The following is a 20,226-nucleotide window of genomic DNA, read 5'->3' as shown; positions in this document are numbered from 1 at the left end:
GGGGTTCTATATCCACCCCGAGCTTCTCGGAAAGTGCGGAGAGATCCGCCACCTCGTCCGTCATAGGACGTGGCTCAGACGTCAGCGACCTTGCGGCCCTTGTACTCCAGGAAGAGCTCGGTGCCCTGGGAGTCGGTGACGACCTTCGCCTGGTGGGGACGGCTGTAGACGACCTTGCCGTTCTCGATGGTCTTGACGAGCGTGGGGGCCTCGGCCTTCCACTGCGCGCGACGCGAACGCGTGTTGGAGCGCGAAACCTTGCGCTTCGGGGGGTTACCTGCCATGGTCTTCTCTTTCCTACGAGTTCTGTGGGCTTCGCCCTGTGTCACCGGGTTCTTCGACCGGTTCCGACGCGAGCCCCGCGAGCGCTGCCCAGCGAGGATCGAGGGCTTCGGACGGTGCCGAGACGGGATGGTCGGCCAGACGCTCACCGGTCACGGGGTCGAGACCTGGGCAATCCGGCCGGCACACCGGCTGGAACGGAAGCGACAAGACGATACCATCCCTGACAAGAGTTTCAAGATCCACGTGGTCGTCTTGAACCTCGAAGTCGGTCGCTTCCCCACCAGGATACGCGAAAAGCTCCTGGAACTCGACTTCGACGGGCCCGGAGATGTCGGTGAGGCATCGACCGCACTCCCCGACGTAGGTGGCGTGGGCGTCGCCGGTCGCGAGGATGCCCTCGTGCACGGACTCCAGGCGCACCGAGACCTCGACCGTGTCGGCCGCGGGGATCGACACGAGCGCCTCGCCCCAGCGTTCCGGGAGCGTGACGTCGAAGGTCGCTTCGCGCATCTCACCCGGGCGGTGGACGATATCGCGGACGTTGACGCTGTAGGGCCCTGGCCGACGGTTTCTCACTCCGAGAGTCTAGCCCGGGGTGGACGACGGCGGGTCGGGTCAGACGCCGCGCGCGCCGGTGTCGAGGAAGCGCGCGACCGCGGAGGGGACGTAGGGCGCCACGTCGCCGCCGAGTCCCGCGACCTGTCGCACGAGCGAACTCGACACCAGGGCGTGCGAGGGATCGGGCAGCAGGAACACCGTCTCGATGCCGGCGAGATGCCGGTTCACGATGGCCATCGGCGTCTCGTACGCGACGTCGACCTGCGACCGGATGCCCTTGATGAGCACGCCCGCACCGACATCCGTGGCGTAGTCGACGAGCAGCCCCATGCTCCACGAGGCCACGGTGAGCCCCGACGCATCCATGCCGTCCTCGTGGATCGACTGCTCCAGCAGCGACACGCGCTGCGCGATCGGCAGCATGGCCTCCTTGCCGGGGTTGTGCACCACCAGCACGTGGATCTCGTCGTACAGCTCGACCGCTCGGCGTATGACGTCGAGATGGCCGAGGGTCGGCGGGTCGAAGGAGCCGGGGACGACGGCGATCCGGTTGCTCACGCCTCCACCCTAGCGGCGGCGACGCGACCGACGGCGAGTCCTCAGTTCTTTCCGAGCGCCGCGCGTTCCTCGCGGTCCAGGCGCCGGTCGATCGCGTCGGCCAGCCCCGGGTGCCGGATGAGGGCCGGATCGTCGGCGAGGATGCGCTCGCCCTCTTCCCGCGCCCGGGCGATCAGGTCGGCATCGGTCACCACGCGCAGGAGGCGCAACGACGACCGCGCGCCGGACTGCGCCGCCCCCAGGACGTTGCCCTCGCCGCGCAGCTCGAGGTCGACCTCGGCGAGCGTGAACCCGTCGAGGGTCGACGCGACCGCCTCGACGCGCGATCGGGCGGACGACCCCGGCTCGGCCTCGGTGACGAGCAGGCACAGTCCGGGGACGCCTCCTCGTCCGACGCGTCCACGGAGCTGATGCAGCTGCGACACGCCGAAGCGGTCGGCGTCGAGGATGATCATCGTCGATGCGTTGGGGACGTCGACGCCGACCTCGATCACCGTGGTGGCCACGAGGACGTCGATGTCGCCGGCCGCGAACGCACGCATGATGGCGTCCTTCTCGTCGGCGGGCATACGCCCGTGCAGCACGGCGACACGCAGGCGGGCGAAGAGGGGATGCTCCGCGAGAAGCGCCGCGACCTGCACGACACCCCACCGCGTGCGACGCGTCTCGACGTCGTCCGGGGCATCGGCGGGCTCGGCCTCCACTTCGGCTTCCGCCTCGGCGCCTCCGGCGGGGTCGACGTCGATGGCGGGGCACACGACGAACACCTGGTGGCCCTTCTCGACCTCCTCGGCGGCGCGTGCCCAGACCCGGTCGAACCACCCGGGACGCTCGGCCACGGGGGCGACGAACGTCTCGATGCCCGCTCGGCCCGCGGGCATCGTGCGGATGGTCGACACGTCGAGGTCGCCGAACACCGTCATCGCGACGGTGCGCGGGATCGGCGTGGCGGTCAGCACCAGGGCGTGCGGGCTCGTGCCCTTCGCACGCAGCGTCTCGCGCTGCTCGACGCCGAAGCGGTGCTGCTCGTCGACCACGACGAGCGCGAGGTCGGCGAAGGTGGTCTTGGCGCTGAGGAGCGCGTGAGTGCCGACCACGATCAGCGACTGCCCCGACGCGACACGGAGGGCGGCCTTCCGCCGTTCCGCCGCACCCATCTGCCCGGTGAGGAGCGTGGGCATGAGCTCTGGAGCCAGATTCGGCCCCAGCATCCGGGTGAGGGAGCGCAGGTGCTGCCCGGCGAGCACCTCGGTCGGCGCGATGAGCGCCGCCTGCCCGCCGCTCTCGGCGACCTGCAGCATGGCGCGGAGGGCGACGAGGGTCTTCCCCGACCCCACCTCTCCCTGCACCAGCCGGTTCATGGGCCACGGGCCGACGAGATCCGTCGCGATCGCCTGGCCGACGCTCTCCTGGTCGGGCGTGAGCGAGAAGGGCAGCGCGGCGTCGAAGCGGTCGCGCAGCGCGCCGGCCGGACGCGGGATGGCCGACAGCGCACGCACGAGCCCCCGCTGCTGCAGCAGAGCGGTCTGCAGGATGAGCGCCTCGTGCCAGCGGAGCGTGCGGATGGCATCCGGCACCTGGTCCTCCGACTCGGGCCGGTGGACGCGTTCGAGCGCGGTGCGGAAGTCGAGCAGGTGCTCTGTCTCGCGGAGCCCCTGGGGCAGCGGATCGTCGAGGGGTCCCAGCAGGTCGAGGGCGTGCCCGACGATGGTGGAGATCTGCCAGCTCGCCACCGTCGAGGTGGCCGGGTACAGCGGGATGGGCGTCGTGGCGTAGGCCTGCGCGGTCATGACCGCGGACTCCTCGTCGTCGAACAGCTCGTAGTCGGGATGCGCGAGCTGCTGATGACCGCGATAGACGCCGACCTTGCCCGAGAAGGTGCCGCGTCGCCCCGGGCGCAGATCCTTCAGCCGCCACGACTGGTTGAAGAAGGTGAGCGTGAGGTTGCCGTTGCCGTCCGTGATGACCACCTCCAGCAGCGAGCCGCGCCGGTTCTGCATGCGCCGTTCACTGGCGCTGCGCACCTGGGCGACGATCGTCACCTGCTCGTCGACGATGAGGGAGTCGATCGGGGTGAGCTCGCCGTGCTTGGCGTAGCGGCGCGGGTAGTGCGAGAGGAGTTCACCCACCGTGCGGATGCCGAATGCGCGCTCCATGGCGGTCGCGGTCTTGCCCCCCAGCTCGGCGTCGAGACGACTGTCCAGGGTCACGGGCATGAGCACGAGTCTAGAGCGGGCCTCCCCCACGCCCTGGCTAGGCTGGACACGTGACACGCATCATCGCCGGCGCTGCGGGCGGCATCCGTTTGGACGTCCCCGCCACCGGGACCCGTCCCACCAGCGAACGCGTGCGCGAGTCGCTCCTCGGGGCCCTCGAGGCGGCCGACGCTCTCTCCGGCGCGCGCGTGCTCGACCTGTATGCGGGCTCGGGTGCGCTCGGGCTCGAGGCCCTCAGCCGCGGCGCGTCGTCCGCGGACCTGGTCGAGCGCGGCCCCGCGGCCGCCGCCGCGGCGACCCGCAACGCCGCCCGCGTCGCGAAGGCCGTCGGGGGCGGCGCGGCCCGTGCGCACCGGAGTGCGGTGGCGCCCTTCCTCCAGCGCGGCTCCGGAACCTTCGATCTGGTCTTCCTCGACCCGCCGTACGATCTTGCGGACGCCGAACTGGCCGAGGCCCTGGCGCTCGTGCGCCCCCTGCTCGACGACGACGCGCTCGTGGTCGTCGAACGGGGCAAGCGCGCCGCCGAGCCGGACTGGGCGGCGGCGGACCTGGATGAGGTGCGCACCCGCACCTACGGCGACACCGTCGTGTGGTGGGCTCAGCCGCGTCCGGCGTCCCAGTCCCGGTAGGGATCCCAGCCTCCGGCGGCCTCGGCGGGGGCGCCGTCCACCGTCACGGGCGCCGCGCCGCGACCTCCGACGACGCCGATCGCACGGAAGCCCTCGGGCAGCGGGCCCGGCGGGAACGCGGCCAGCAGTGCGTGGTCCTCACCGCCCGCCAGGGCGCGTGCGGCCTCCGGCCCGAGGGCGGCACGGCGCAGGTCGATGGTCACGCCCGAGGCGTCCGCCAGACGCGACGCATCCAGCAGCAGACCGTCCGAGACGTCCATCATGGCGCGCGCCCCGCCGCGAGCGGCGACGGGCCCGAGCGCGATGGGCGGCGCGGGACGCAGCTGCGCGACCACCGCCTCGCGCTCGATCTCGTCGAGCGCGGCGTCGTCGACGGGCACCGGGATGCCGTCACGGACGAATCGCGAGAAGAGCAGGGCGAGCCCGTGCGCCGCATCCCCCGCGCGCCCCGCCAGGGCGACCGTGTCGCCGGCACGGGCGCCGGAGCGCAGCACGGGCGGGCCGTCCAGCACGCCCAGCGCGGTCACCGCGACCGTCAGCGTCTCGGACACCGTCAGGTCCCCGCCCTCCACCGCGCAGCCCGGTGCAAGGGCCTCGCAGGCGGCGCGGAGTCCGTCCGCCAGCGCCTCGACGAAGGACACGCGCGTATCGTCCGGCAACGTGAGCGCCACGAGGAGAGCGGTGGGGCGCGCGCCCATCGCGGCGACATCCGCGAGATTGACCGCCGCCGCCTTCCACCCCAGGTCGAAGCCGCTCGTCCAGGCCAGCCGGAAGTCGGGTCCGTGCACCAGGGTGTCGACCGTGGCGACGATCCGACCGCCCTCGATCACCGCCGCATCGTCGCCGGGGCCGACGATGGCACGCCCGGGGCCGAGCCGATCGAGGATACGACGCAGGATCTGCCCTTCGGACAGGTCTCCCACACGGGGGTCGGGCCGGGACGCAGTCACTCCCTCACGCTACCGCTCCGGCCGGCGGGTTAGCCTGGAGGGGTGATCCGATCGCGCGTGACCCGTCTGCTGATCCTGGCCACGGTCGCGGCGGGTCTGAGCGGATGCGCGAGCACCGTCGCCCTGGAGCCCGCGGCCGACGCGAACGACCCGCTCTGCGCCGAGATCACCGCGTATCTGCCGCAGAGCGTCGCCGGTGAGAGCCGTCGGTGGACCGACGCGCAGGCCACCGGCGCCTGGGGGGATCCGGCGGCCGTCATCCTCACCTGCGGCGTCACTCCTCCCGGCCCGAGCGAGCTGCCGTGCCAGAGCGTCGGCGGCGTCGACTGGATCATCGACGACAGCGAGGCCCCCCGCTACCGCGTCACGTCGTTCGGGCGCACGCCCGCCGTGCAGGTCTACCTCGACAACGAGATCGTCTCGAGCACCGAGGTGCTCGATGCCGTGTCGCCGTTGGTGGCGAAGCTGCCGCGCGACGGCGAGTGCACGGCGCGTCCCGGCACCGAGTGACACTCAGCCGCGCTCGAGCGCGGTGTCGATGAGCTCGGAGATGAGATCGCGATAGGTCATGCCGCTTGCGATCCAGCACTTGGGGAACATCGAGATCGGCGTGAACCCGGGCATGGTGTTGAGCTCATTGACGATCGGACCGTCGGCGGTCAGGAAGAAGTCCACGCGGGCGAGTCCCCGGCCGTCGACGGCGGCGAACGCGCGCAGCGCCATCTGCTGCACCGCGGAGATCTCCTCGGCCGTGAGGTCGGCCGGGCAGACGACATCCACGCCGTCGCCACCGAGGTACTTGCCCTCGAAGTCGTAGAACTCGCGTCCGTTCAGCACGATCTCACCCGGCAGCGAGGCGCGGGCGGGGGCGCCGGAGCGCCCCTCGAGGACGCCCACCTCCACCTCGCGCCCCACGACGCCGCGCTCGATGAGCACCTTGTCGTCCTCGGCGAAGGCGAGGCGGAGCGCCTCGTCGAGGTCTTCGGGCACACGCACCTTCGAGACGCCGACACTAGACCCCGCGCGCGCCGGCTTCACGAACCACGGCATCGGATGCGCCGCCATGCGCCGGAGGACGCTCTCGGCGTCGGCCTCGTGCGCGCGCACCGTGATGCCCGGCGAGACGGGGACGTCGGCCGCATCGAGCGCCATCTTCATGAAGTGCTTGTCCATGCACAGCGCGGAATCGATCACCCCGCCGCCGGCGTACGGCAGCTCGAGCGTGTCGAAGAACCCCTGGATGGTGCCGTCCTCGCCGTGGCTGCCGTGCAGGATCGGCAGCACGACGTCGACCCGTCCGAGCTCGCGGACCGAGCCGTCGACCTCGCGCACGCGCAGGACGCGATCTCCGGCGGACTCGGGCCAGAGGATGCGCGTTCCGTTGTCGAGCACCTCGGGCATGTGCGCGGGATCGAGCGCGAAACGCGCCGGGTCGTCGGCCTCGAGGACGAAGGCGCCGTCCCGGGTGATCCCCACCGGGATCACCCGATAGCGGTCACGGTCGAGGGCGCCCATCACTCCGCCCGCCGTCGCGGAGCTGATCGAATGCTCGCTGGAGCGCCCGCCGAACAGCACCACCACGACCGGATTGTTCATTCTGGGTCCTCTCCCCCTGGGGGGTGTCATCGTCTGTCGTCAGGTGCGGAGCGATCTCACGCGGGTTCATCGTGCCGTCGAGCACGCGTTTGACCTGCTCGACGATCGGCATCTCGACGTTGCTCGCCCGGGCGAGCTGGAGGATCGGCGCCACCGAGGCCAGCCCCTCCGCCGTCTGCTGCATCTGGGTGACGACGTCCTGGAAGCTGTATCCCTGCCCGAGCAGTCGCCCCGCGGTGTTGTTGCGACTGAGCGGCGACTGGCAGGTCGCGATCAGGTCGCCGAGGCCCGCGAGCCCCTGCAGCGTGCCGGGCTGCGCCCCCTGCGCGACGGCGAAGTCCGTCATCTCCACGAGACCGCGGGTGATGATGGACGCCTTCGTGTTCTCGCCGTACCCCACGCCGTCGACGATGCCGATGGCGACCGCGATGAGGTTCTTGAGCACTCCGCCGAACTCGGTGCCGATGACATCCGTGTTCACGAAGGACCGGAAGTAGTGGTTGCGCGCCCGGCGCGCCACGACCTCCGCGGTCTCCAGGTTGGTCGAGGAGATCACGGCGGCCGTCGGCTGCTCCTTGGCGATCTCGAGTGCGAGGTTGGGTCCCGAGGCCACCGCGATCCGGTCGGGATCACAGGCGAGCTCCTGCTCGATGAGCTGGCTCATCCGCAGTCCGGTGCTCTTCTCGACGCCCTTCATGAGCGACACGATCGGGACGTCCGACTCGGCCAGGAGCGGACGCAGCCCGACGAGGTTCTGCCGCAGCGACTGGCTCGGAATCGACAGGTAGACCTGCTCCGCGCCGTCGATCGCCTCGGCGAGCTCCGACGTCGCCGACATGGAGCGCGGGAGGTTGATGCCCGGAAGGTAGGTGCTGTTGCGCTTGGCGGTGTGGATCTCGCGCGCGAGCTCCGGGCGCCGCGCCCACATGACGACGTCCGCTCCCCCGTCGGCGAGGATCTTGCCGAACGTCGTCCCCCAGCTGCCGGCACCGAGGACGGCGACGCGCTGCGGGCGGACCTCTGCGCGCCTACTCAAGGCGTCCGGTCTCGTTCTGGCCGTGGGCGCCGGGGTTCCAGCGCACCGCCGGCGGCGTCTCGCCGCGGAGCTCTCCCAGGAGTCCGGCGATGTCATCCATCACGCGACCGGTGGCCTCCTGCTGCGCCGCCGGGTGCAGCGCGCGATCCTCGAAGCCGCTGAGATCGACGGGCGGGCCGATGAGCACGCGTACCCGCTTGCGCAGCGGCCAGAGGCTCAGCTTGCCGTAGCGGGGCAGGATGCCCTGCGTGCCCCACTGCGCCATCGGGATGAGGGGGATGTCGCCGGCCAGCGCGAGTCGCGCGGCACCCGTCTTTCCGCGCATCGGCCAGAGGTCGGGGTCGCGCGTGAGGGTGCCCTCGGGGTACACGATCACACCCGCGCGCTTCTCGGCGAGGTGTCCTGCGGTCTCGAGCGCCTGCTTGGCCGCGGATGCGGCTCCGCCCCGCCCCACCGGGATCATGCCGGTCACCCGCAGCGCCCAGCCGAGCACGGGGACGCGGAAGAGGCTGTCCTTCGCCATGAAGCGCGGCGCCCGACCCAGACGCCAGACGGCCACCGCCACGATCACGGGATCGATCTCGCTGTGGTGGTTGGGCGCCAGGATGTACGGGCCGTCCTCGGGCAGGTTCTCCCCGCCCTCGATCTCGATCTTCGCGATCAGGCCGGTCAGCGGCACGACGATGCCGGCGAGGAACCAGAACACGCTCGGACGCGTCTTCTCGGCCGACGCGTGGCGTCGCCGGGCGGCGGCGGGTGCCATCAGCCGATGACGTCGAAGTCGGCGCCCAGGGCGGACAGCTTCGGCAGGAAGTCCGCGTAGCCCCGGCGGATGATGCCGATGTTGCTGACGGTGGACGTGCCCTCGGCCGCGAGGGCCGCGATGACGTGGCTGTAGCCGCCGCGCAGGTCCGGAACCGTGATGTCGGCGCCGTGGAGCGCGGTGGGTCCGGTGATGACCGCGGCCTGCTCGAGGGAGCGACGCGGCACGCGCCGCGGGCCCTCCTGCAGACCGTGCGGGTACACCGTGATGTCGGCGCCCATCTTCACCAGCGCCTGCGTGAAGCCGAACCGGTTCTCGTAGACCGTCTCGTGGACGACCGAGCGTCCGGTGGCCTGCGTGAGCGCGACGATCAGCGGCTGCTGCCAGTCGGTCATGAAGCCGGGGTGGACGTCGGTCTCGACCGTGACCGGGCGCAGGTTCTCCCCGCGGCGGAACAGGATGCCGTCGGCACGCACGTCGAAGTCGGCGCCGGCCTTGCGGAGCACGTTGAGGAAGGTCAGCATCTCCTGCTGGCGCGCGCCGGCGACGAAGATCTCGCCGTCGGTCGCGATCGCCGCGCTCGCCCAGCTGGCGGCCTCGTTGCGGTCGAAGATCGCGCGGTGGTCGTAGCCGTTGAGCTTCGGCACGCCCTCGATCAGGATGACGCGGTTGGGCTCGTAGGAGATGATCGCGCCCATCTTCTGCAGCAGCGCGATGAGATCCATGATCTCGGGCTCGATCGCGGCGTTGCGCAGCTCCGTGACGCCCTCGGCGCGGACGGCGGTCAGCAGCACCTGCTCGGTCGCGCCCACGCTCGGGTACGGCAGGTGGATGTTCGCGCCGTGCAGGCCGCGCGGAGCGGAGAGCCGGATGCCACTGGGCAGCTTCTCGACGGTCGCACCGAACTTGCGGAGGGCGTCGAGGTGGAAGTCGATCGGACGGTCGCCGATGCGGCATCCGCCGAGGTCGGGGATGAACGCCTGGCCGAGTCGGTGCAGCAGCGGTCCGCAGAAGAGGATCGGGATGCGGGAGGCACCCGCGTGCGCGTCGATCTCCTCCATGTGGGCGCTCTCGACGTCGCGCGGGTCGAGCACGAGCGAGCCGGGCTCGTCGCCTTCGACGACGCGCACGCCGTGCACCTCGAGGAGCGAGCGCACCACGGCGACGTCGCTGATCTCGGGGACGTCGCGCAACGTCGACGGGCTCTCGCCGAGAAGCGCGGCCACCATGGCCTTCGTGACGAGGTTCTTGGCCCCCTTCACTTCGACCGTGCCGGAGAGCGCGCGGCCGCCGCGGATCGCGAGGACTTCTGCCTCCCCCGCATTCCAGCCGCCGGAGGTTGCGGTGTCGCCGAGGAGTGTCATAAGCGGATGCCTCACTGTGCGGGAAGGGGCGGAATCGGTAGGGTCCGCGGCTTCCAGGATTCTCGTCGCGCCTCGTAGGCGGCGATCTTGTCTTCGTTCCGGAGGGTCAGTCCGATGTCATCGAGACCTTCCAGAAGCCGCCACCTAGTGTAATCGTCGATCTCGAACGGGACCCGGATGTCGCCCACCGACACGTCGCGCCGATCGAGATCCACCGTGAACTCCACGCCGGGCTGCGCATCGATCGCGGCCCAGAGCGCCTCCAGATCGGGCTCCGACACGATGCCCGTCACGAGCCCCTGCTTGCCCGCGTTGCCACGGAAGATGTCGGCGAACTTCGTGCTCAGCACGACTCGGAATCCGTAGTCGCGCAGCGCCCACACCGCGTGCTCGCGGCTCGAACCGGTGCCGAAGTCGGGTCCGGCCACCAGCACCGACGCCGACGAGAACGTCGGCTGGTTGAGGATGAAGTCGGGGTCCTGACGCCAGTTGGCGAAGAGCGCGTCCTCGAAGCCGGTCTTGGTGACGCGCTTGAGGTAGACGGCGGGGATGATCTGGTCGGTGTCGACGGCCGAACGCCGCAGCGGCGCGGCCACACCCGTGTGAACGGTGAACTTCTCCATGTCAGGCCTCCACTCCGACGCCCGCGTGCGCGACGAGCGGTTCCAGGTCGCCGGGGCTGGACAGGGTGCCCCGCACCGCGGTCGCGGCGGCGACCAGCGGCGAGACGAGGTGCGTGCGCCCGCCCTTGCCCTGGCGCCCCTCGAAGTTGCGGTTCGAGGTGGACGCGCACCGCTCCCCCGGCGCCAGCTGGTCCGGGTTCATGCCGAGGCACATCGAGCACCCGGCGAAACGCCATTCCGCGCCGAACGCGATGAACACCTTGTCGAGGCCCTCAGCCTCGGCCTCGAGCCGCACGCGCGCCGATCCGGGCACGACCATGACGCGAACGCCGTCGGCCTTGGTCCGTCCCTCGATGACCGAGGCGAAGGCCCGCAGGTCCTCGATGCGACTGTTGGTGCACGACCCCATGAAGACCGCATCCACCGGGATGTCCTTCAGCGGCACGCCCGGCGTCAGATCCATGTACTCGATCGCGCGCTCGGCGGCGACCCGCTCGTTGGCGTCGGCGATGTCGGCCGGGTTCGGCACGACATCGCTCAGCGACACGCCCTGCCCCGGGTTCGTGCCCCACGTGACGAAGGGCTCGAGCTCGTTCGCGTCGAGGAACACCTCGGCGTCGTAGACGGCGCCCTCGTCGCTCGGGAGCGTGCGCCAGTAGGCCACGGCATCGTCCCAGTCCTGGCCGGTGGGCGCATGCGGGCGCCCCTGCAGGTAGTCGAACGTCGTCTGATCGGGGGCGACCATGCCGGCGCGCGCCCCGGCCTCGATCGACATGTTGCACATCGTCATCCGGCCCTCCATCGAGAGCGAGCGGATGGCGCTGCCACGGAACTCGAGCACATAGCCCTGGCCGCCGTTGGTGCCGATCTTGGCGATGACGGCGAGGATGATGTCCTTCGCGGTCACACCGGGGCGGAGCTCGCCCTCCACCGTGATCGCCATCGTCTTGAAGGGCTTGAGCGGCAGCGTCTGCGTCGCCATGACGTGCTCGACCTCGCTCGTGCCGATGCCGAAGGCCATGGCCCCGAAGGCGCCGTGCGTGGAGGTGTGGGAGTCGCCGCAGACGACGGTGATACCGGGCATGGTCAGCCCGAGCTGCGGACCGACGACGTGCACGATGCCCTGCTCGGCGTCGCCGAGGGAGTGGATGCGCACCCCGAACTCGGCGGCGTTGTCGCGCAGGGTCTGGATCTGCAGACGGCTCGTCGGGTCGGCGATGGGCTTGTCGATCGCGAGCGTCGGGGTGTTGTGGTCCTCGGTCGCGATGGTGAGGTCGAGCCGGCGCAGCCCCCGCCCCTCGGCGCGCAGGCCGTCGAAGGCCTGGGGGCTGGTGACCTCGTGCACCAGGTGCAGGTCGATGTAGATGAGGTCGGGCTGGCCGCCCTCGCCCTTGACCACCAGATGGTTGTCCCACACCTTCTCGGCAAGGGTGCGCGGGTTGTCCACGATGGACGCGGACGGGTCGGAAATGCTCATGCTGTCGTTCTCCTGAGGATGACGGTGGATCAAGCCCGCAACGAACTCCGCGACGAGGGAGGCCTGGGACTAGGACTCGTCGCGGCTGCGAAGGAGAAGGCGAGCGATCCGCACACGGTCAGGCTACCACCGCCGATCCGCACCCCGGCCCGGGCCCGGTGTCCGTGTGTGTCGTCCGGCTGGCCGAGCCCGGCGCGCGCGTGCCAGTCTGGGGCGACGTTCGACCCGACAGGACTCTCCATGACCGACCGACACAGCCCTCGGGACGTCGGCTTCGCCACGCGACAGGTGCATTCCGGTGCCGAGTGGGCGGATGCCGCATCCCGCACCGTTCCCATCTACCTCACCGCGGGCTTCCGCTTCGAGGACTTCGACCATGCCGCCGGCCACTTCGGCACCGGCGCCGGCTTCGGCTACACCCGCACCGGCAACCCGACCATCGACGCCCTGGAGCGCCGGATCGCCGCTCTGGAGGAGGGCGCCGGCGCCGTCTTCCTCGGCAGCGGTCAGGCCGCCGTGTCGGTGACGCTGCTCGCGCTGCTCTCCGCGGGCGATCACATCGTGAGCTCCCACCACATCTACGAGGGCACGCGCGGGCTCCTGCTCGATCTGCTGGACCGTTTCGACATCTCCGTGGACTTCGTCGACGACATCGCCTCGCCCGACGCCTGGCGCGCCGCGACCCGCGAGAACACACGCCTCTACTTCGCCGAATCGATCGCCAATGCGCGCAACGATCTGCTGGACGTCGCAGCGATCGCCGCGGTGGCCGACGAACGCGCCCTGCCGCTGGTGGTCGACAACACGTTCGCGACGCCGTACCTGCTCCGCCCCCTCGCGCACGGCGCGGCCATCGTCGTCCATTCCGCGAGCAAGTTCCTGGCCGGCCACGGCGCAGCGCTCGGCGGCGTCATCGTCGACGACGGCCGTTTCGACGCCGCCCGGGCCGGGGCGCTCTTCCCCCACCTGGTGGCGACGAGCCGTTCCGGGGCGCCCAGCGTCTGGGAACGGCACGGCGGATCGGCCCGACTCGCGCACATCCGCGAGTCGGTGGCGCCGCGCCTGGGCCCGACCCCGTCGCCGCTGAACGCCTTCCTCGTCTCGCAGGGCATCGACACCCTGCACCTGCGGGTGCGGGAGCAGTCGGCGAACGCGCTGCGCATCGCCCGGTGGCTCGAGGAGCGCGACGAGGTCAGCTCGGTCGACTACATCGGCCTCCCCTCGCACCCGCACCACGACCTCGGGGAGCGTCTGCTCACGAAGGGCTACGGCTCGGTCTTCACCTTCACCCTCGCCGGCGGGCAGCCCGCCGCCCGGGCGTTCGTGGAGGCGGTCGAGGTGGTGACGCACATGACGCATCTGGGCGACGTCCGCACGCTCGTGCTCCACCCCGCCACGACCAGCCACGCCCAGCACACCGACCAGGCGCGGCTCGCGCTCGGCGTGCAGCCGGGCACCCTGCGTCTCTCGATCGGGATCGAGGATCCGGACGACCTGATCGCGGATCTCGGGCACGCCCTCCGCGCGGCCGCGAGCGTTGCGGAGAGCCGCGTCGTCGAGGTCCTGCCGTGAGCCGACCGCAGCACTTCGGATGGTTCCTGGCCCGCGGATTCGGGCCGCACGGCTGGGGCAGCCCCTCCCTCGACTGGGGCTACCGGTGGACCGAGCCCCGGCTGTACCAGGAGTCGGCGCGGCTGCTCGAGCAGGCGGGATTCGACCTGCTCATCATCGAGGACGCGCCGTCGTTGGGCTCGGCCGAGACCATCGATCTGCGGGTGCGTCACGCCTTCGGCGGGCCCAAGCACGACCCGCTGCTGCTCGCCCCGTACCTCTTCGCCGCGACGGAGCGCCTCGGCGTCGTCCCGACCGTCAACCCCGCGGCGGTCCTCCCCTACACGGCGGCGCGGCAGTTCGCCTCGCTGCAGCACCTGAGCGGGCACCGGCTGGGCCTCAACGTCGTCACCGACACCGGCAGCGCGCGGCACTTCGGCACGGCGCCCGCCCTCGGGCACGACGCCGCCTACGACCGCGCCGAGGAGTGGCTCGCGGGAGTGCGCGCGCTCTGGCGCAGCTGGGACGAGGGTGCGCTCGTCGAGGACCGCTCGGACGATCGTTACGCGGACGGCTCGCGGATGAGGCCCGTGGCGCATCGCGGCGAGTACTTCTCCTTCGACGGCCCGCTGAACGCGCTGCCGTTCACCGACGGAGAGCCCGTCATCGTCTCGCCCGGCGGCTCCGGTCGCGGGCTCGGGTTCGCGGGGGCCAATTCCGATGTGCAGCTCGCCCTCGCGCCTCTCGACGAAGCCAGCATCCGCGCCTACCGCGGCCGCATCCACGACGCCGCGGTCGCGGCGGGACGCCGCCCCTCCGACATCACGATCCTCTTCGCCATCCAGCCCGTCCTGGTCGGCTCCGCCGAGGAGGCCGATCGCCTCGTGGCCCGGTCGCTGGACCCCGACGACGAGACGATCCGCACGATCGCCCGCCGTCAGTCCTCCGACCTCGAGACGGATCTCACCGCTCTCGACCCGGACGCGCCGCTGGACCCGGCGATCTTCGCCGATCATGTGTCGCACGGCAGCATCCGGCGCCTCGTCGGCGATCACGACATCGCCACGACCCCGCTGCGGACCCTGCTCGCCGCGCACGCCCGACTGGGGCGTCTGTCGGACGGCTCGGGCTTCGTCGGCACCGCCGCCGAGCTCGCGGACCGCATCGAGGAGCTGGGGACCTGGGGCAACGACGGCGTGCTCCTCTGGGGCGACCTGCACCCCGTCTCGGTGCACCGCACACTCGACGAGCTGGTGCCGATCCTGCGCCGGCGCGGCATCCTGCGCGACGAGCTCGTCCCGGGCGGCCTGGGCGCGAACCTGCGCGCGTTCTGAGCGACGGCGGCGCCGCCGGTCGCTCAGTCCTCCGCGTGTTCGGAGTCGGCCCGCGCGCGCTCGCGACGCGACGCGACGAGGCTCGCGATGGTGGCCACCGACATGGCCGCCACGATCACCGCCAGCGACGCCATCGTCGAGATGTCCGGAGCCCACTCCACGTGCTCGCCGTTGTTGATGAACGGCAGCTCGTTCTGGTGCAGCGCGTGGAAGAACAGCTTCACGCCGATGAAGGCGAGGATGAAGGCGATTCCGTAGTGCAGGTAGCGCAGCTGCTCGAGGAGTCCGCCGAGCAGGAAGTAGAGCTGCCGCAGCCCCATCAGCGCGAAGAGATTCGCGGTGAACACGATGAAGGGGCTCTGGGTGATCCCGAAGATCGCGGGGATCGAGTCGATCGCGAAGACGAGGTCGGTGAATCCGATCGCGACGAACACGAGGATCATCGGCGTCCAGATGCGACGCCCGCCGACCGTCGTGCGCAGCTTCGATCCGTCGTAGTGATCGCTGATGTCGACGAATCGGCGGAGGAACCGCACGATGCCGGTCTCCTTCTGCGCACCGTGATCGTCATCGGCGCCCGGGAAGGCCTGGCGCCAGGCGGTGTAGACGAGGAAGACGCCGAAGACGTAGAAGATCCACGAGAGGTTCTCGATGAGGACCGCGCCGAGCATGATGAAGATGCCGCGCAGCACGAGGGCGATGATGATCCCCACCATGAGCACCTCCTGCTGATACTTGCGCGGGACGGCGAACTGGCCCATGAGCAGCACGAAGACGAACAGGTTGTCGACGGACAGGCTGTACTCCGTCAGCCAGCCCGCGACGAACTCGCCGGCCGCGTCCCCGCTGCCGGTCACGAGCAGCAGCACGAGCGCGAAGACCAGCGCGAGCCCGACGTAGAACGCGACCCAGAGACTTGCCTCACGGGTCGAGGGGATGTGCGGGCGGGCGAAGATGATCAGCAGGTCGGCGGCGAGGATCAGCACGAGCACCGCGAGCGCGACGATCTGGAACCACACCGGGATGTCGTAGCCCATGCGAGCCTTTCCGGGGAGTGGGGACGCCCCAGTGTAAGCGTCACCGGATCGGTTTGAGACGATCGGATCCGGGATGACACCTGAGGGTGAGCGACGAGGATCCCGCCGACGGCGGGTCGAACGGGGGACGTACGCGATGACGACCGATGGAGAGCTGACGACGCTCGCGGCCGCGGGCGACGCCGAAGCCTTCCGATCGCTGTACCGGCGCCACGTGGATGCCGTCTACCGTGTGGCGGCGGCGCTCCTGCCGAGCGCTGCCGATGCGGAGGACGCCACGCAGGACGCCTTCGTGACCGCCTGGCGCAAGCTCGACGGCTTCCAGCTGGAAGGCGCATCGGCGCTTCCCTGGCTGGCGACGATCTGCCGCTACGTCTGCGCCAACCGCATGCGGGCGCTCCGGCGCGATCAGGCGCTCGCGCGGGGCGTCGTCGACGAGCGCACGCCGGCTCGGCTGGATGTGGAGCAGGACGCCATCGACGCCGAGGTCGCCGAGCGGATCGCCCGCGACGTGGCCGCCCTGTCCGACACCGACCGGGAGATCTTCGTGCTGTGCGTCAGCCACGGGTACGCCTACGAGGCCGCGGCCGCCGAACTCGGCCTCACCTCCGGCGCCGTCCGCAACCGTCTCTCCCGAATCCGGCGGCGACTCCGGAACACCCTGCAGGAGGGGAACGCACCATGACATATTCCGACGACCGACGTCCGGCTGAGGCCGAGGGGGCGACGCTCCCCGACGGGCCGAGCGACGCGCAGGTGCTGCGCATGGAGCGCGGCGTGCTGCGCGAGATCGAGACGGACCGGATGCGGCGACGCGCGAGGCGTGGCCGCATCTGGGCGGGAGCCGCAGCGGCGGTCGCCGTCGTGGCCGTCGCGGCGCTCGTCTCGCCCGTCGTGACGGGCACGGGCACGGGCACGGGCAACCCCGTCACGAGCATCCCGGCGCCCGCGCTCGATGGCGCGGTGGTCCGCGGCGCGGAGTCGATTCCGGAGGGGGTCGACGGGGCGACCCTCGAAGGCGGTCTCGCCGATCCGGGGTCCGGCGACATCGCGCAGGCCCCGTCGGAACGGGAGGTCGCCGCCTCCGGATGGATGTCCGTCGTGGTGGACGACCTCGCCCGCACGCAGGAACGCATCGCCGCGCTGGCCGAGGACGCGGGCGGATACGTCGAGTCGGTCGCCGCCAGCGCGGCGGTGGAGTCGCCCGATGGCTCGTCGCTGCGCGTCCCGGCGCAGAACACGATCTCCGTCCGTGTGCCGGCGGACCGGCTCGATGCGGTGGTCGACGCCGCCGGTTCGGAGGGAGAGGTGACGAGCTCGTCCATCTCCCGGGTCGACGTCACCGACCAGGCCGTGGATCTGCGCGCGCGCATCGCCGCACAGGAGACGTCGGTCGCCCGCCTGACCGAGCTTCTCGCACAGTCGGCGAGCGTCGCCGACCTCATCGCCGCCGAGTCGGCGTTGGCGGATCGTCAAGGAGCACTCGACGCGGATCGCCAGCAGCTGACCGCGCTCGAGAGCACCGTGTCGATGTCGTCGCTGACGGTCACCCTCTCCGAGCCCGCGGCCGCCCCGCAGGCCGATCCCGCCGGCTTCGGCGACGGCATCGTCGCCGGGTGGAACGGTCTGGTCGCCGCCGCGAACGGCATCGTGATCGGGCTCGGCTTCCTGCTCCCCTGGATCGTCATCGTCGCCGTCGCCGGTGCCGTCGTCTGGGGCGCACGCCGGCTCGCGCGCCGTCGCCGGGAGCGCCGCGCTGCGCCGGGCGCACACGCGGACTGAACGCACGAAACGGCCGCCGGTCCCCGAGGGAACCGGCGGCCGGGTCGTCGACCGTTCGGGTCGATCGACGGTCAGGATGCCGGCGGCATCAGCACCGTGTCGATGAGGTAGACCGTGGCGTTCGCGGTCTGGACGCCACCGCAGATGACGGTGGACTCACCGTTGACCATTAGGTTGTCGCCGCTGCCGGTGACCTCGAGATCGGCGCCCTGCACCGTGGCGTGCGTTCCGACGATCTCGTCGGGCTGGACCTGGCCGGGAACCACGTGGTAGGTCAGGATCGAGGTGAGGGTCGCGCTGTCGGTCTTGAGCGACTCGATCACGGCGGGGTCGATCTTCGCGAAGGCGTCATCGACCGGAGCGAAGACGGTGAACTCGCCGCCGTTGAGCGTGTCGACGAGGTCGACATCGGGGTTCAGCTGTCCGCTCACGGCCGCGGTGAGCGTCGTCAGCAGCGGGTTGTTCGACGCGGCGACGGCGACGGGCGCCTCTGCCATGCCGGCGACCGATCCATCGCCGTCCGGAACCATCTCGGCGTAGGCGGCGCAGCCGGCGCCGACCAGGTTGGCCGCCGGGTCCATCGTGTCGGTCGAGGGTGCGCTGGTCTCCGGCATCGACGATGCCGTCTCCTCGGGCGCTGCGGTGGTCGAGCCCATGGAACAGGCGGACAGAGCGAACGCGGACGCCGCGATCAGAACGAATCCGGCCGTGATCTTCTTCTTCTTCAGCATGACTTCCTCCGTTGTCGAGAGCCGTGTCCGGCCCGGAAAGACACATCCCCGGTGCCGGGAACGTTGCACCCGGCCGAGGCGAGGTACATGAGCTGTTCGGCGCCTGGGCGGAATCGGATTGCTCGAATTCGAGATCGGATTCCGCAGACGTCGGCGGCCTCGCGCGCGCCCGCGCATACACGCGCGTAACGAGACCGACGCCGATCCCGGCTGCCGGCTGCCGGCGCAGGATGAGGCATGCTGGGGGGATGGTGATCGACGGCGTACACGTCTCGGACGACGGGTCGGATCCCACCGACCCCGTCGCGGACCTCTTGGAGCGCATCGCATCCGCCGACCAGGCGGCCTTCGCGCAGCTGTACGACATGCTGTCGTCGCGGGTGTTCGGGCTCATCCGCCGGGTGCTCGTGGATCCCTCGCAGAGCGAGGAGGTCCTGCAGGAGGTCTTCCTGGAGATCTGGCAATCCGCGAGCCGTTTCACTCCGAACAAGGGACAGGGAAGATCGTGGGTGCTGACCATCGCACACCGACGAGCGGTGGATCGCGTGCGATCCGCGCAGTCGAGTGCGGACCGTGATGCGCGGATCGGTCTTCGCGACCTCGACGTGGCTCACGACGGGGTCTCCGAACATGTGGAACTCAAGATAGAGGGACAGCGCGTCACCCGAGCGTTGAAGGGGCTCCCCGAGCCCCAGCGCGAAGCGCTGACCCTCGCGTACTTCGGCGGCTACAGCCAGAGCGAGATCGCTGCTCTGGTGGGGGCCCCACTGGGGACGGTGAAGACCAGGATGCGTGACGGATTGTCTCGCCTGAGGACGGAGATGGGGGTGCAGAAATGACCGAGAACGACTTCCAGGAACTCGCGGCAGGACGCGCGGTGAACGCGCTGTCCCCCGACGACGAGCGTGCCTTCGACGCGGCCCTGCGTGCGCACCCGGAATGGGATGTGCACGTGGCTGCCGCATTCGATGCCGCAGCGGGTCTGGCCGACGCGGCACCCGAGACGGTGCCGCCCGCCCACATCCGCGCATCCCTGCTCGCCCGCATCGCCACGATGCCGCAGGACCCGCCGGCGCCCGCCGCTCCCGTGGCCGACGCTGAGCCTCCCCTCGCCGAGCCGACCCTCGCCGCGCGCGAACCCGTCACCGCGGCCGGTCGCGCCCGCCGCGGCTCGCGTCGGATGTTCGCCCTCGCCGCATCCGTCGCCGTGCTGGTGGCCGTCGGCGTCGGCGGTGTTCTCGTCGGCCAGGTGTTCGCGCCGCCCGCGTCCGTCGTCGCCCTCGAGCAGATCGAGTCGGCTCCCGATGCGCGATCGGCCTCGGTCGCGCTTCCCGACGGGTCCGAGGCGACCGCCCATTGGTCGAGCTCGCTCTCGCGCGCCGCTCTGGTGACGGACGGGCTGCCCGCTCTCACCGACGATCAGACCTACGAGCTGTGGTTCGTCCGCGGCGGTGAGCCCCTCTCCGCCGGCACCTTCAGCGCCTCCGAGTCGGGCGACACCGTGGCCGAGCTCTCGGGTGACTTCCACTCCGGCGACATCATCGCCGTGACGATCGAGCCCGACGGCGGCTCCCCCACCGGTCTGCCCTCGAGCGACCCGGTGCTGGCGATCACCACCTGATCCTCGATCGAGGAAGAAGCGGGGGGGGGCGGACGGGCGGCCCCGAGGGACGGTTGACGGGAATGGGAAAGACAAGGGGGGGAGAAAGTGGTGTTGAGAAAGTTTTTTTAAAGTG

General features: G+C 70.9%; 21 protein-coding genes. 8 read left to right on the top strand and 13 right to left on the bottom strand.

Features of this window, described 5'->3' with window-relative positions; genetic code table 11:
• Window positions 1–74: 74 nt before the first annotated feature.
• From rpmF to AB0N73_RS15470, 4 genes are all read right to left on the bottom strand, one after another.
• Window positions 75–284, bottom strand: a complete 210-nt coding sequence (gene rpmF, locus AB0N73_RS15485) for a 50S ribosomal protein L32 (protein WP_019179169.1) — start codon at window positions 282–284, stop codon at window positions 75–77.
• A 13-nt stretch (window positions 285–297) separates the two neighbouring features.
• Entirely contained in the window at window positions 298–795 is a 498-nt protein-coding gene (locus AB0N73_RS15480) for a YceD family protein (protein WP_363565093.1), read from the bottom strand.
• A 105-nt stretch (window positions 796–900) separates the two neighbouring features.
• Complete coding sequence (gene coaD / locus AB0N73_RS15475; protein WP_363565091.1) at window positions 901–1,401, bottom strand: pantetheine-phosphate adenylyltransferase; 501 nt, start codon at window positions 1,399–1,401, stop codon at window positions 901–903.
• Between the two features lie 41 nt (window positions 1,402–1,442).
• Entirely contained in the window at window positions 1,443–3,617 is a 2,175-nt protein-coding gene (locus AB0N73_RS15470) for an ATP-dependent DNA helicase RecG (protein ID WP_363565089.1), read from the bottom strand.
• A gap of 50 nt (window positions 3,618–3,667) precedes the next feature.
• Here AB0N73_RS15470 and rsmD point away from each other — a divergent pair, with 50 nt between their 5' ends.
• Window positions 3,668–4,246, top strand: a complete 579-nt coding sequence (gene rsmD, locus AB0N73_RS15465; protein ID WP_363565087.1) for a 16S rRNA (guanine(966)-N(2))-methyltransferase RsmD — start codon at window positions 3,668–3,670, stop codon at window positions 4,244–4,246.
• On the opposite strand, the gene thiL is transcribed toward rsmD, so the two are convergent.
• Complete coding sequence (gene thiL, locus AB0N73_RS15460) at window positions 4,216–5,196, bottom strand: thiamine-phosphate kinase (protein WP_363565085.1); 981 nt, start codon at window positions 5,194–5,196, stop codon at window positions 4,216–4,218. The two genes, rsmD and thiL, sit on opposite strands and share 31 nt — an antisense overlap.
• Window positions 5,197–5,238: 42 nt before the next feature.
• On the opposite strand from thiL, the gene AB0N73_RS15455 reads away from it, so the two are divergent.
• Window positions 5,239–5,706: a DUF3515 family protein gene (locus AB0N73_RS15455; RefSeq protein WP_363565083.1), complete on the top strand. Its 468-nt coding sequence runs from the start codon at window positions 5,239–5,241 to the stop codon at window positions 5,704–5,706.
• A 3-nt stretch (window positions 5,707–5,709) separates the two neighbouring features.
• Here AB0N73_RS15455 and AB0N73_RS15450 read toward each other — a convergent pair whose 3' ends face one another.
• The 6 genes from AB0N73_RS15450 to leuC are packed head-to-tail and all read right to left on the bottom strand — an operon-like array spanning window position 5,710 to window position 12,055.
• A complete protein-coding gene (locus AB0N73_RS15450; protein ID WP_363565081.1) occupies window positions 5,710–6,792 on the bottom strand; it encodes a D-alanine--D-alanine ligase family protein in 1,083 nt (360 codons plus the stop codon).
• Window positions 6,692–7,828: an NAD(P)H-dependent glycerol-3-phosphate dehydrogenase gene (locus AB0N73_RS15445; RefSeq protein WP_363565079.1), complete on the bottom strand. Its 1,137-nt coding sequence runs from the start codon at window positions 7,826–7,828 to the stop codon at window positions 6,692–6,694. The genes AB0N73_RS15450 and AB0N73_RS15445 overlap by 101 nt, the downstream gene beginning before the upstream one ends.
• Window positions 7,821–8,591: a lysophospholipid acyltransferase family protein gene (locus AB0N73_RS15440; RefSeq protein ID WP_363565077.1), complete on the bottom strand. Its 771-nt coding sequence runs from the start codon at window positions 8,589–8,591 to the stop codon at window positions 7,821–7,823. The genes AB0N73_RS15445 and AB0N73_RS15440 overlap by 8 nt, the downstream gene beginning before the upstream one ends.
• Window positions 8,591–9,955: a UDP-N-acetylglucosamine 1-carboxyvinyltransferase gene (gene murA / locus AB0N73_RS15435; protein ID WP_363565075.1), complete on the bottom strand. Its 1,365-nt coding sequence runs from the start codon at window positions 9,953–9,955 to the stop codon at window positions 8,591–8,593. The genes AB0N73_RS15440 and murA overlap by 1 nt, the downstream gene beginning before the upstream one ends.
• An 11-nt stretch (window positions 9,956–9,966) precedes the next feature.
• Window positions 9,967–10,578 carry a 3-isopropylmalate dehydratase small subunit gene (gene leuD, locus AB0N73_RS15430; RefSeq protein ID WP_363565073.1) on the bottom strand — a complete coding sequence of 204 codons (612 nt, stop codon included), beginning with the start codon at window positions 10,576–10,578 and terminating at the stop codon, window positions 9,967–9,969.
• A gap of 1 nt (window position 10,579) precedes the next feature.
• On the bottom strand, window positions 10,580–12,055 hold the full coding sequence (gene leuC / locus AB0N73_RS15425) for a 3-isopropylmalate dehydratase large subunit (protein ID WP_363565071.1): 1,476 nt from the start codon (window positions 12,053–12,055) through the stop codon (window positions 10,580–10,582).
• A 240-nt stretch (window positions 12,056–12,295) separates the two neighbouring features.
• Here leuC and AB0N73_RS15420 point away from each other — a divergent pair, with 240 nt between their 5' ends.
• Complete coding sequence (locus AB0N73_RS15420) at window positions 12,296–13,627, top strand: PLP-dependent transferase (RefSeq protein WP_363565069.1); 1,332 nt, start codon at window positions 12,296–12,298, stop codon at window positions 13,625–13,627.
• Window positions 13,624–14,940, top strand: a complete 1,317-nt coding sequence (locus tag AB0N73_RS15415) for an LLM class flavin-dependent oxidoreductase (RefSeq protein WP_363565067.1) — start codon at window positions 13,624–13,626, stop codon at window positions 14,938–14,940. The genes AB0N73_RS15420 and AB0N73_RS15415 overlap by 4 nt, the downstream gene beginning before the upstream one ends.
• Before the next feature lie 23 nt (window positions 14,941–14,963).
• On the opposite strand, the gene AB0N73_RS15410 is transcribed toward AB0N73_RS15415, so the two are convergent.
• Window positions 14,964–15,977 carry a TerC/Alx family metal homeostasis membrane protein gene (locus AB0N73_RS15410; RefSeq protein ID WP_363565065.1) on the bottom strand — a complete coding sequence of 338 codons (1,014 nt, stop codon included), beginning with the start codon at window positions 15,975–15,977 and terminating at the stop codon, window positions 14,964–14,966.
• Window positions 15,978–16,113: 136 nt separating this feature from the next.
• Here AB0N73_RS15410 and AB0N73_RS15405 point away from each other — a divergent pair, with 136 nt between their 5' ends.
• Window positions 16,114–16,662: an RNA polymerase sigma factor gene (locus tag AB0N73_RS15405; RefSeq protein ID WP_363565063.1), complete on the top strand. Its 549-nt coding sequence runs from the start codon at window positions 16,114–16,116 to the stop codon at window positions 16,660–16,662.
• Window positions 16,659–17,759, top strand: coding sequence for a DUF4349 domain-containing protein (locus AB0N73_RS15400; RefSeq protein WP_363565061.1), 1,101 nt, complete (start codon window positions 16,659–16,661; stop codon window positions 17,757–17,759). Before AB0N73_RS15405 ends, AB0N73_RS15400 begins: the two co-directional genes overlap by 4 nt.
• 71 nt (window positions 17,760–17,830) lie before the next feature.
• Here AB0N73_RS15400 and AB0N73_RS15395 read toward each other — a convergent pair whose 3' ends face one another.
• Window positions 17,831–18,490: a fasciclin domain-containing protein gene (locus AB0N73_RS15395; protein WP_363565059.1), complete on the bottom strand. Its 660-nt coding sequence runs from the start codon at window positions 18,488–18,490 to the stop codon at window positions 17,831–17,833.
• Window positions 18,491–18,738: 248 nt separating this feature from the next.
• On the opposite strand from AB0N73_RS15395, the gene sigK reads away from it, so the two are divergent.
• A complete protein-coding gene (gene sigK, locus AB0N73_RS15390) occupies window positions 18,739–19,329 on the top strand; it encodes an ECF RNA polymerase sigma factor SigK (RefSeq protein ID WP_363565057.1) in 591 nt (196 codons plus the stop codon).
• Window positions 19,326–20,111 (top strand): anti-sigma factor, encoded by a 786-nt coding sequence (locus tag AB0N73_RS15385; protein WP_363565055.1) that lies wholly within the window; start codon window positions 19,326–19,328, stop codon window positions 20,109–20,111. Before sigK ends, AB0N73_RS15385 begins: the two co-directional genes overlap by 4 nt.
• Window positions 20,112–20,226 lie beyond the last annotated feature (115 nt).

Origin of the sequence: Microbacterium sp. NPDC089189, assembly GCF_040685095.1 — a bacterium.
Taxonomy (GTDB): domain Bacteria; phylum Actinomycetota; class Actinomycetes; order Actinomycetales; family Microbacteriaceae; genus Microbacterium.
This window is presented reverse-complemented; position numbering and strand designations above follow the sequence as displayed.

Coding starts and splice junctions, on each gene's coding strand:
- AB0N73_RS15385 (WP_363565055.1), top strand. CDS start 19,326: ATGACCGAGAACGACTTCCAGGAACTCGCGGCAGGACGCGCGGTGAAC.
- AB0N73_RS15400 (WP_363565061.1), top strand. CDS start 16,659: ATGACATATTCCGACGACCGACGTCCGGCTGAGGCCGAGGGGGCGACG.
- leuD (WP_363565073.1), bottom strand. CDS start 10,578: ATGGAGAAGTTCACCGTTCACACGGGTGTGGCCGCGCCGCTGCGGCGT.
- AB0N73_RS15395 (WP_363565059.1), bottom strand. CDS start 18,490: ATGCTGAAGAAGAAGAAGATCACGGCCGGATTCGTTCTGATCGCGGCG.
- murA (WP_363565075.1), bottom strand. CDS start 9,955: ATGACACTCCTCGGCGACACCGCAACCTCCGGCGGCTGGAATGCGGGG.
- AB0N73_RS15470 (WP_363565089.1), bottom strand. CDS start 3,617: ATGCCCGTGACCCTGGACAGTCGTCTCGACGCCGAGCTGGGGGGCAAG.
- rpmF (WP_019179169.1), bottom strand. CDS start 284: ATGGCAGGTAACCCCCCGAAGCGCAAGGTTTCGCGCTCCAACACGCGT.
- AB0N73_RS15405 (WP_363565063.1), top strand. CDS start 16,114: ATGACGACCGATGGAGAGCTGACGACGCTCGCGGCCGCGGGCGACGCC.
- leuC (WP_363565071.1), bottom strand. CDS start 12,055: ATGAGCATTTCCGACCCGTCCGCGTCCATCGTGGACAACCCGCGCACC.
- AB0N73_RS15410 (WP_363565065.1), bottom strand. CDS start 15,977: ATGGGCTACGACATCCCGGTGTGGTTCCAGATCGTCGCGCTCGCGGTG.
- AB0N73_RS15450 (WP_363565081.1), bottom strand. CDS start 6,792: ATGAACAATCCGGTCGTGGTGGTGCTGTTCGGCGGGCGCTCCAGCGAG.
- AB0N73_RS15440 (WP_363565077.1), bottom strand. CDS start 8,591: ATGGCACCCGCCGCCGCCCGGCGACGCCACGCGTCGGCCGAGAAGACG.
- AB0N73_RS15480 (WP_363565093.1), bottom strand. CDS start 795: ATGCGCGAAGCGACCTTCGACGTCACGCTCCCGGAACGCTGGGGCGAG.
- AB0N73_RS15420 (WP_363565069.1), top strand. CDS start 12,296: ATGACCGACCGACACAGCCCTCGGGACGTCGGCTTCGCCACGCGACAG.
- sigK (WP_363565057.1), top strand. CDS start 18,739: ATGGTGATCGACGGCGTACACGTCTCGGACGACGGGTCGGATCCCACC.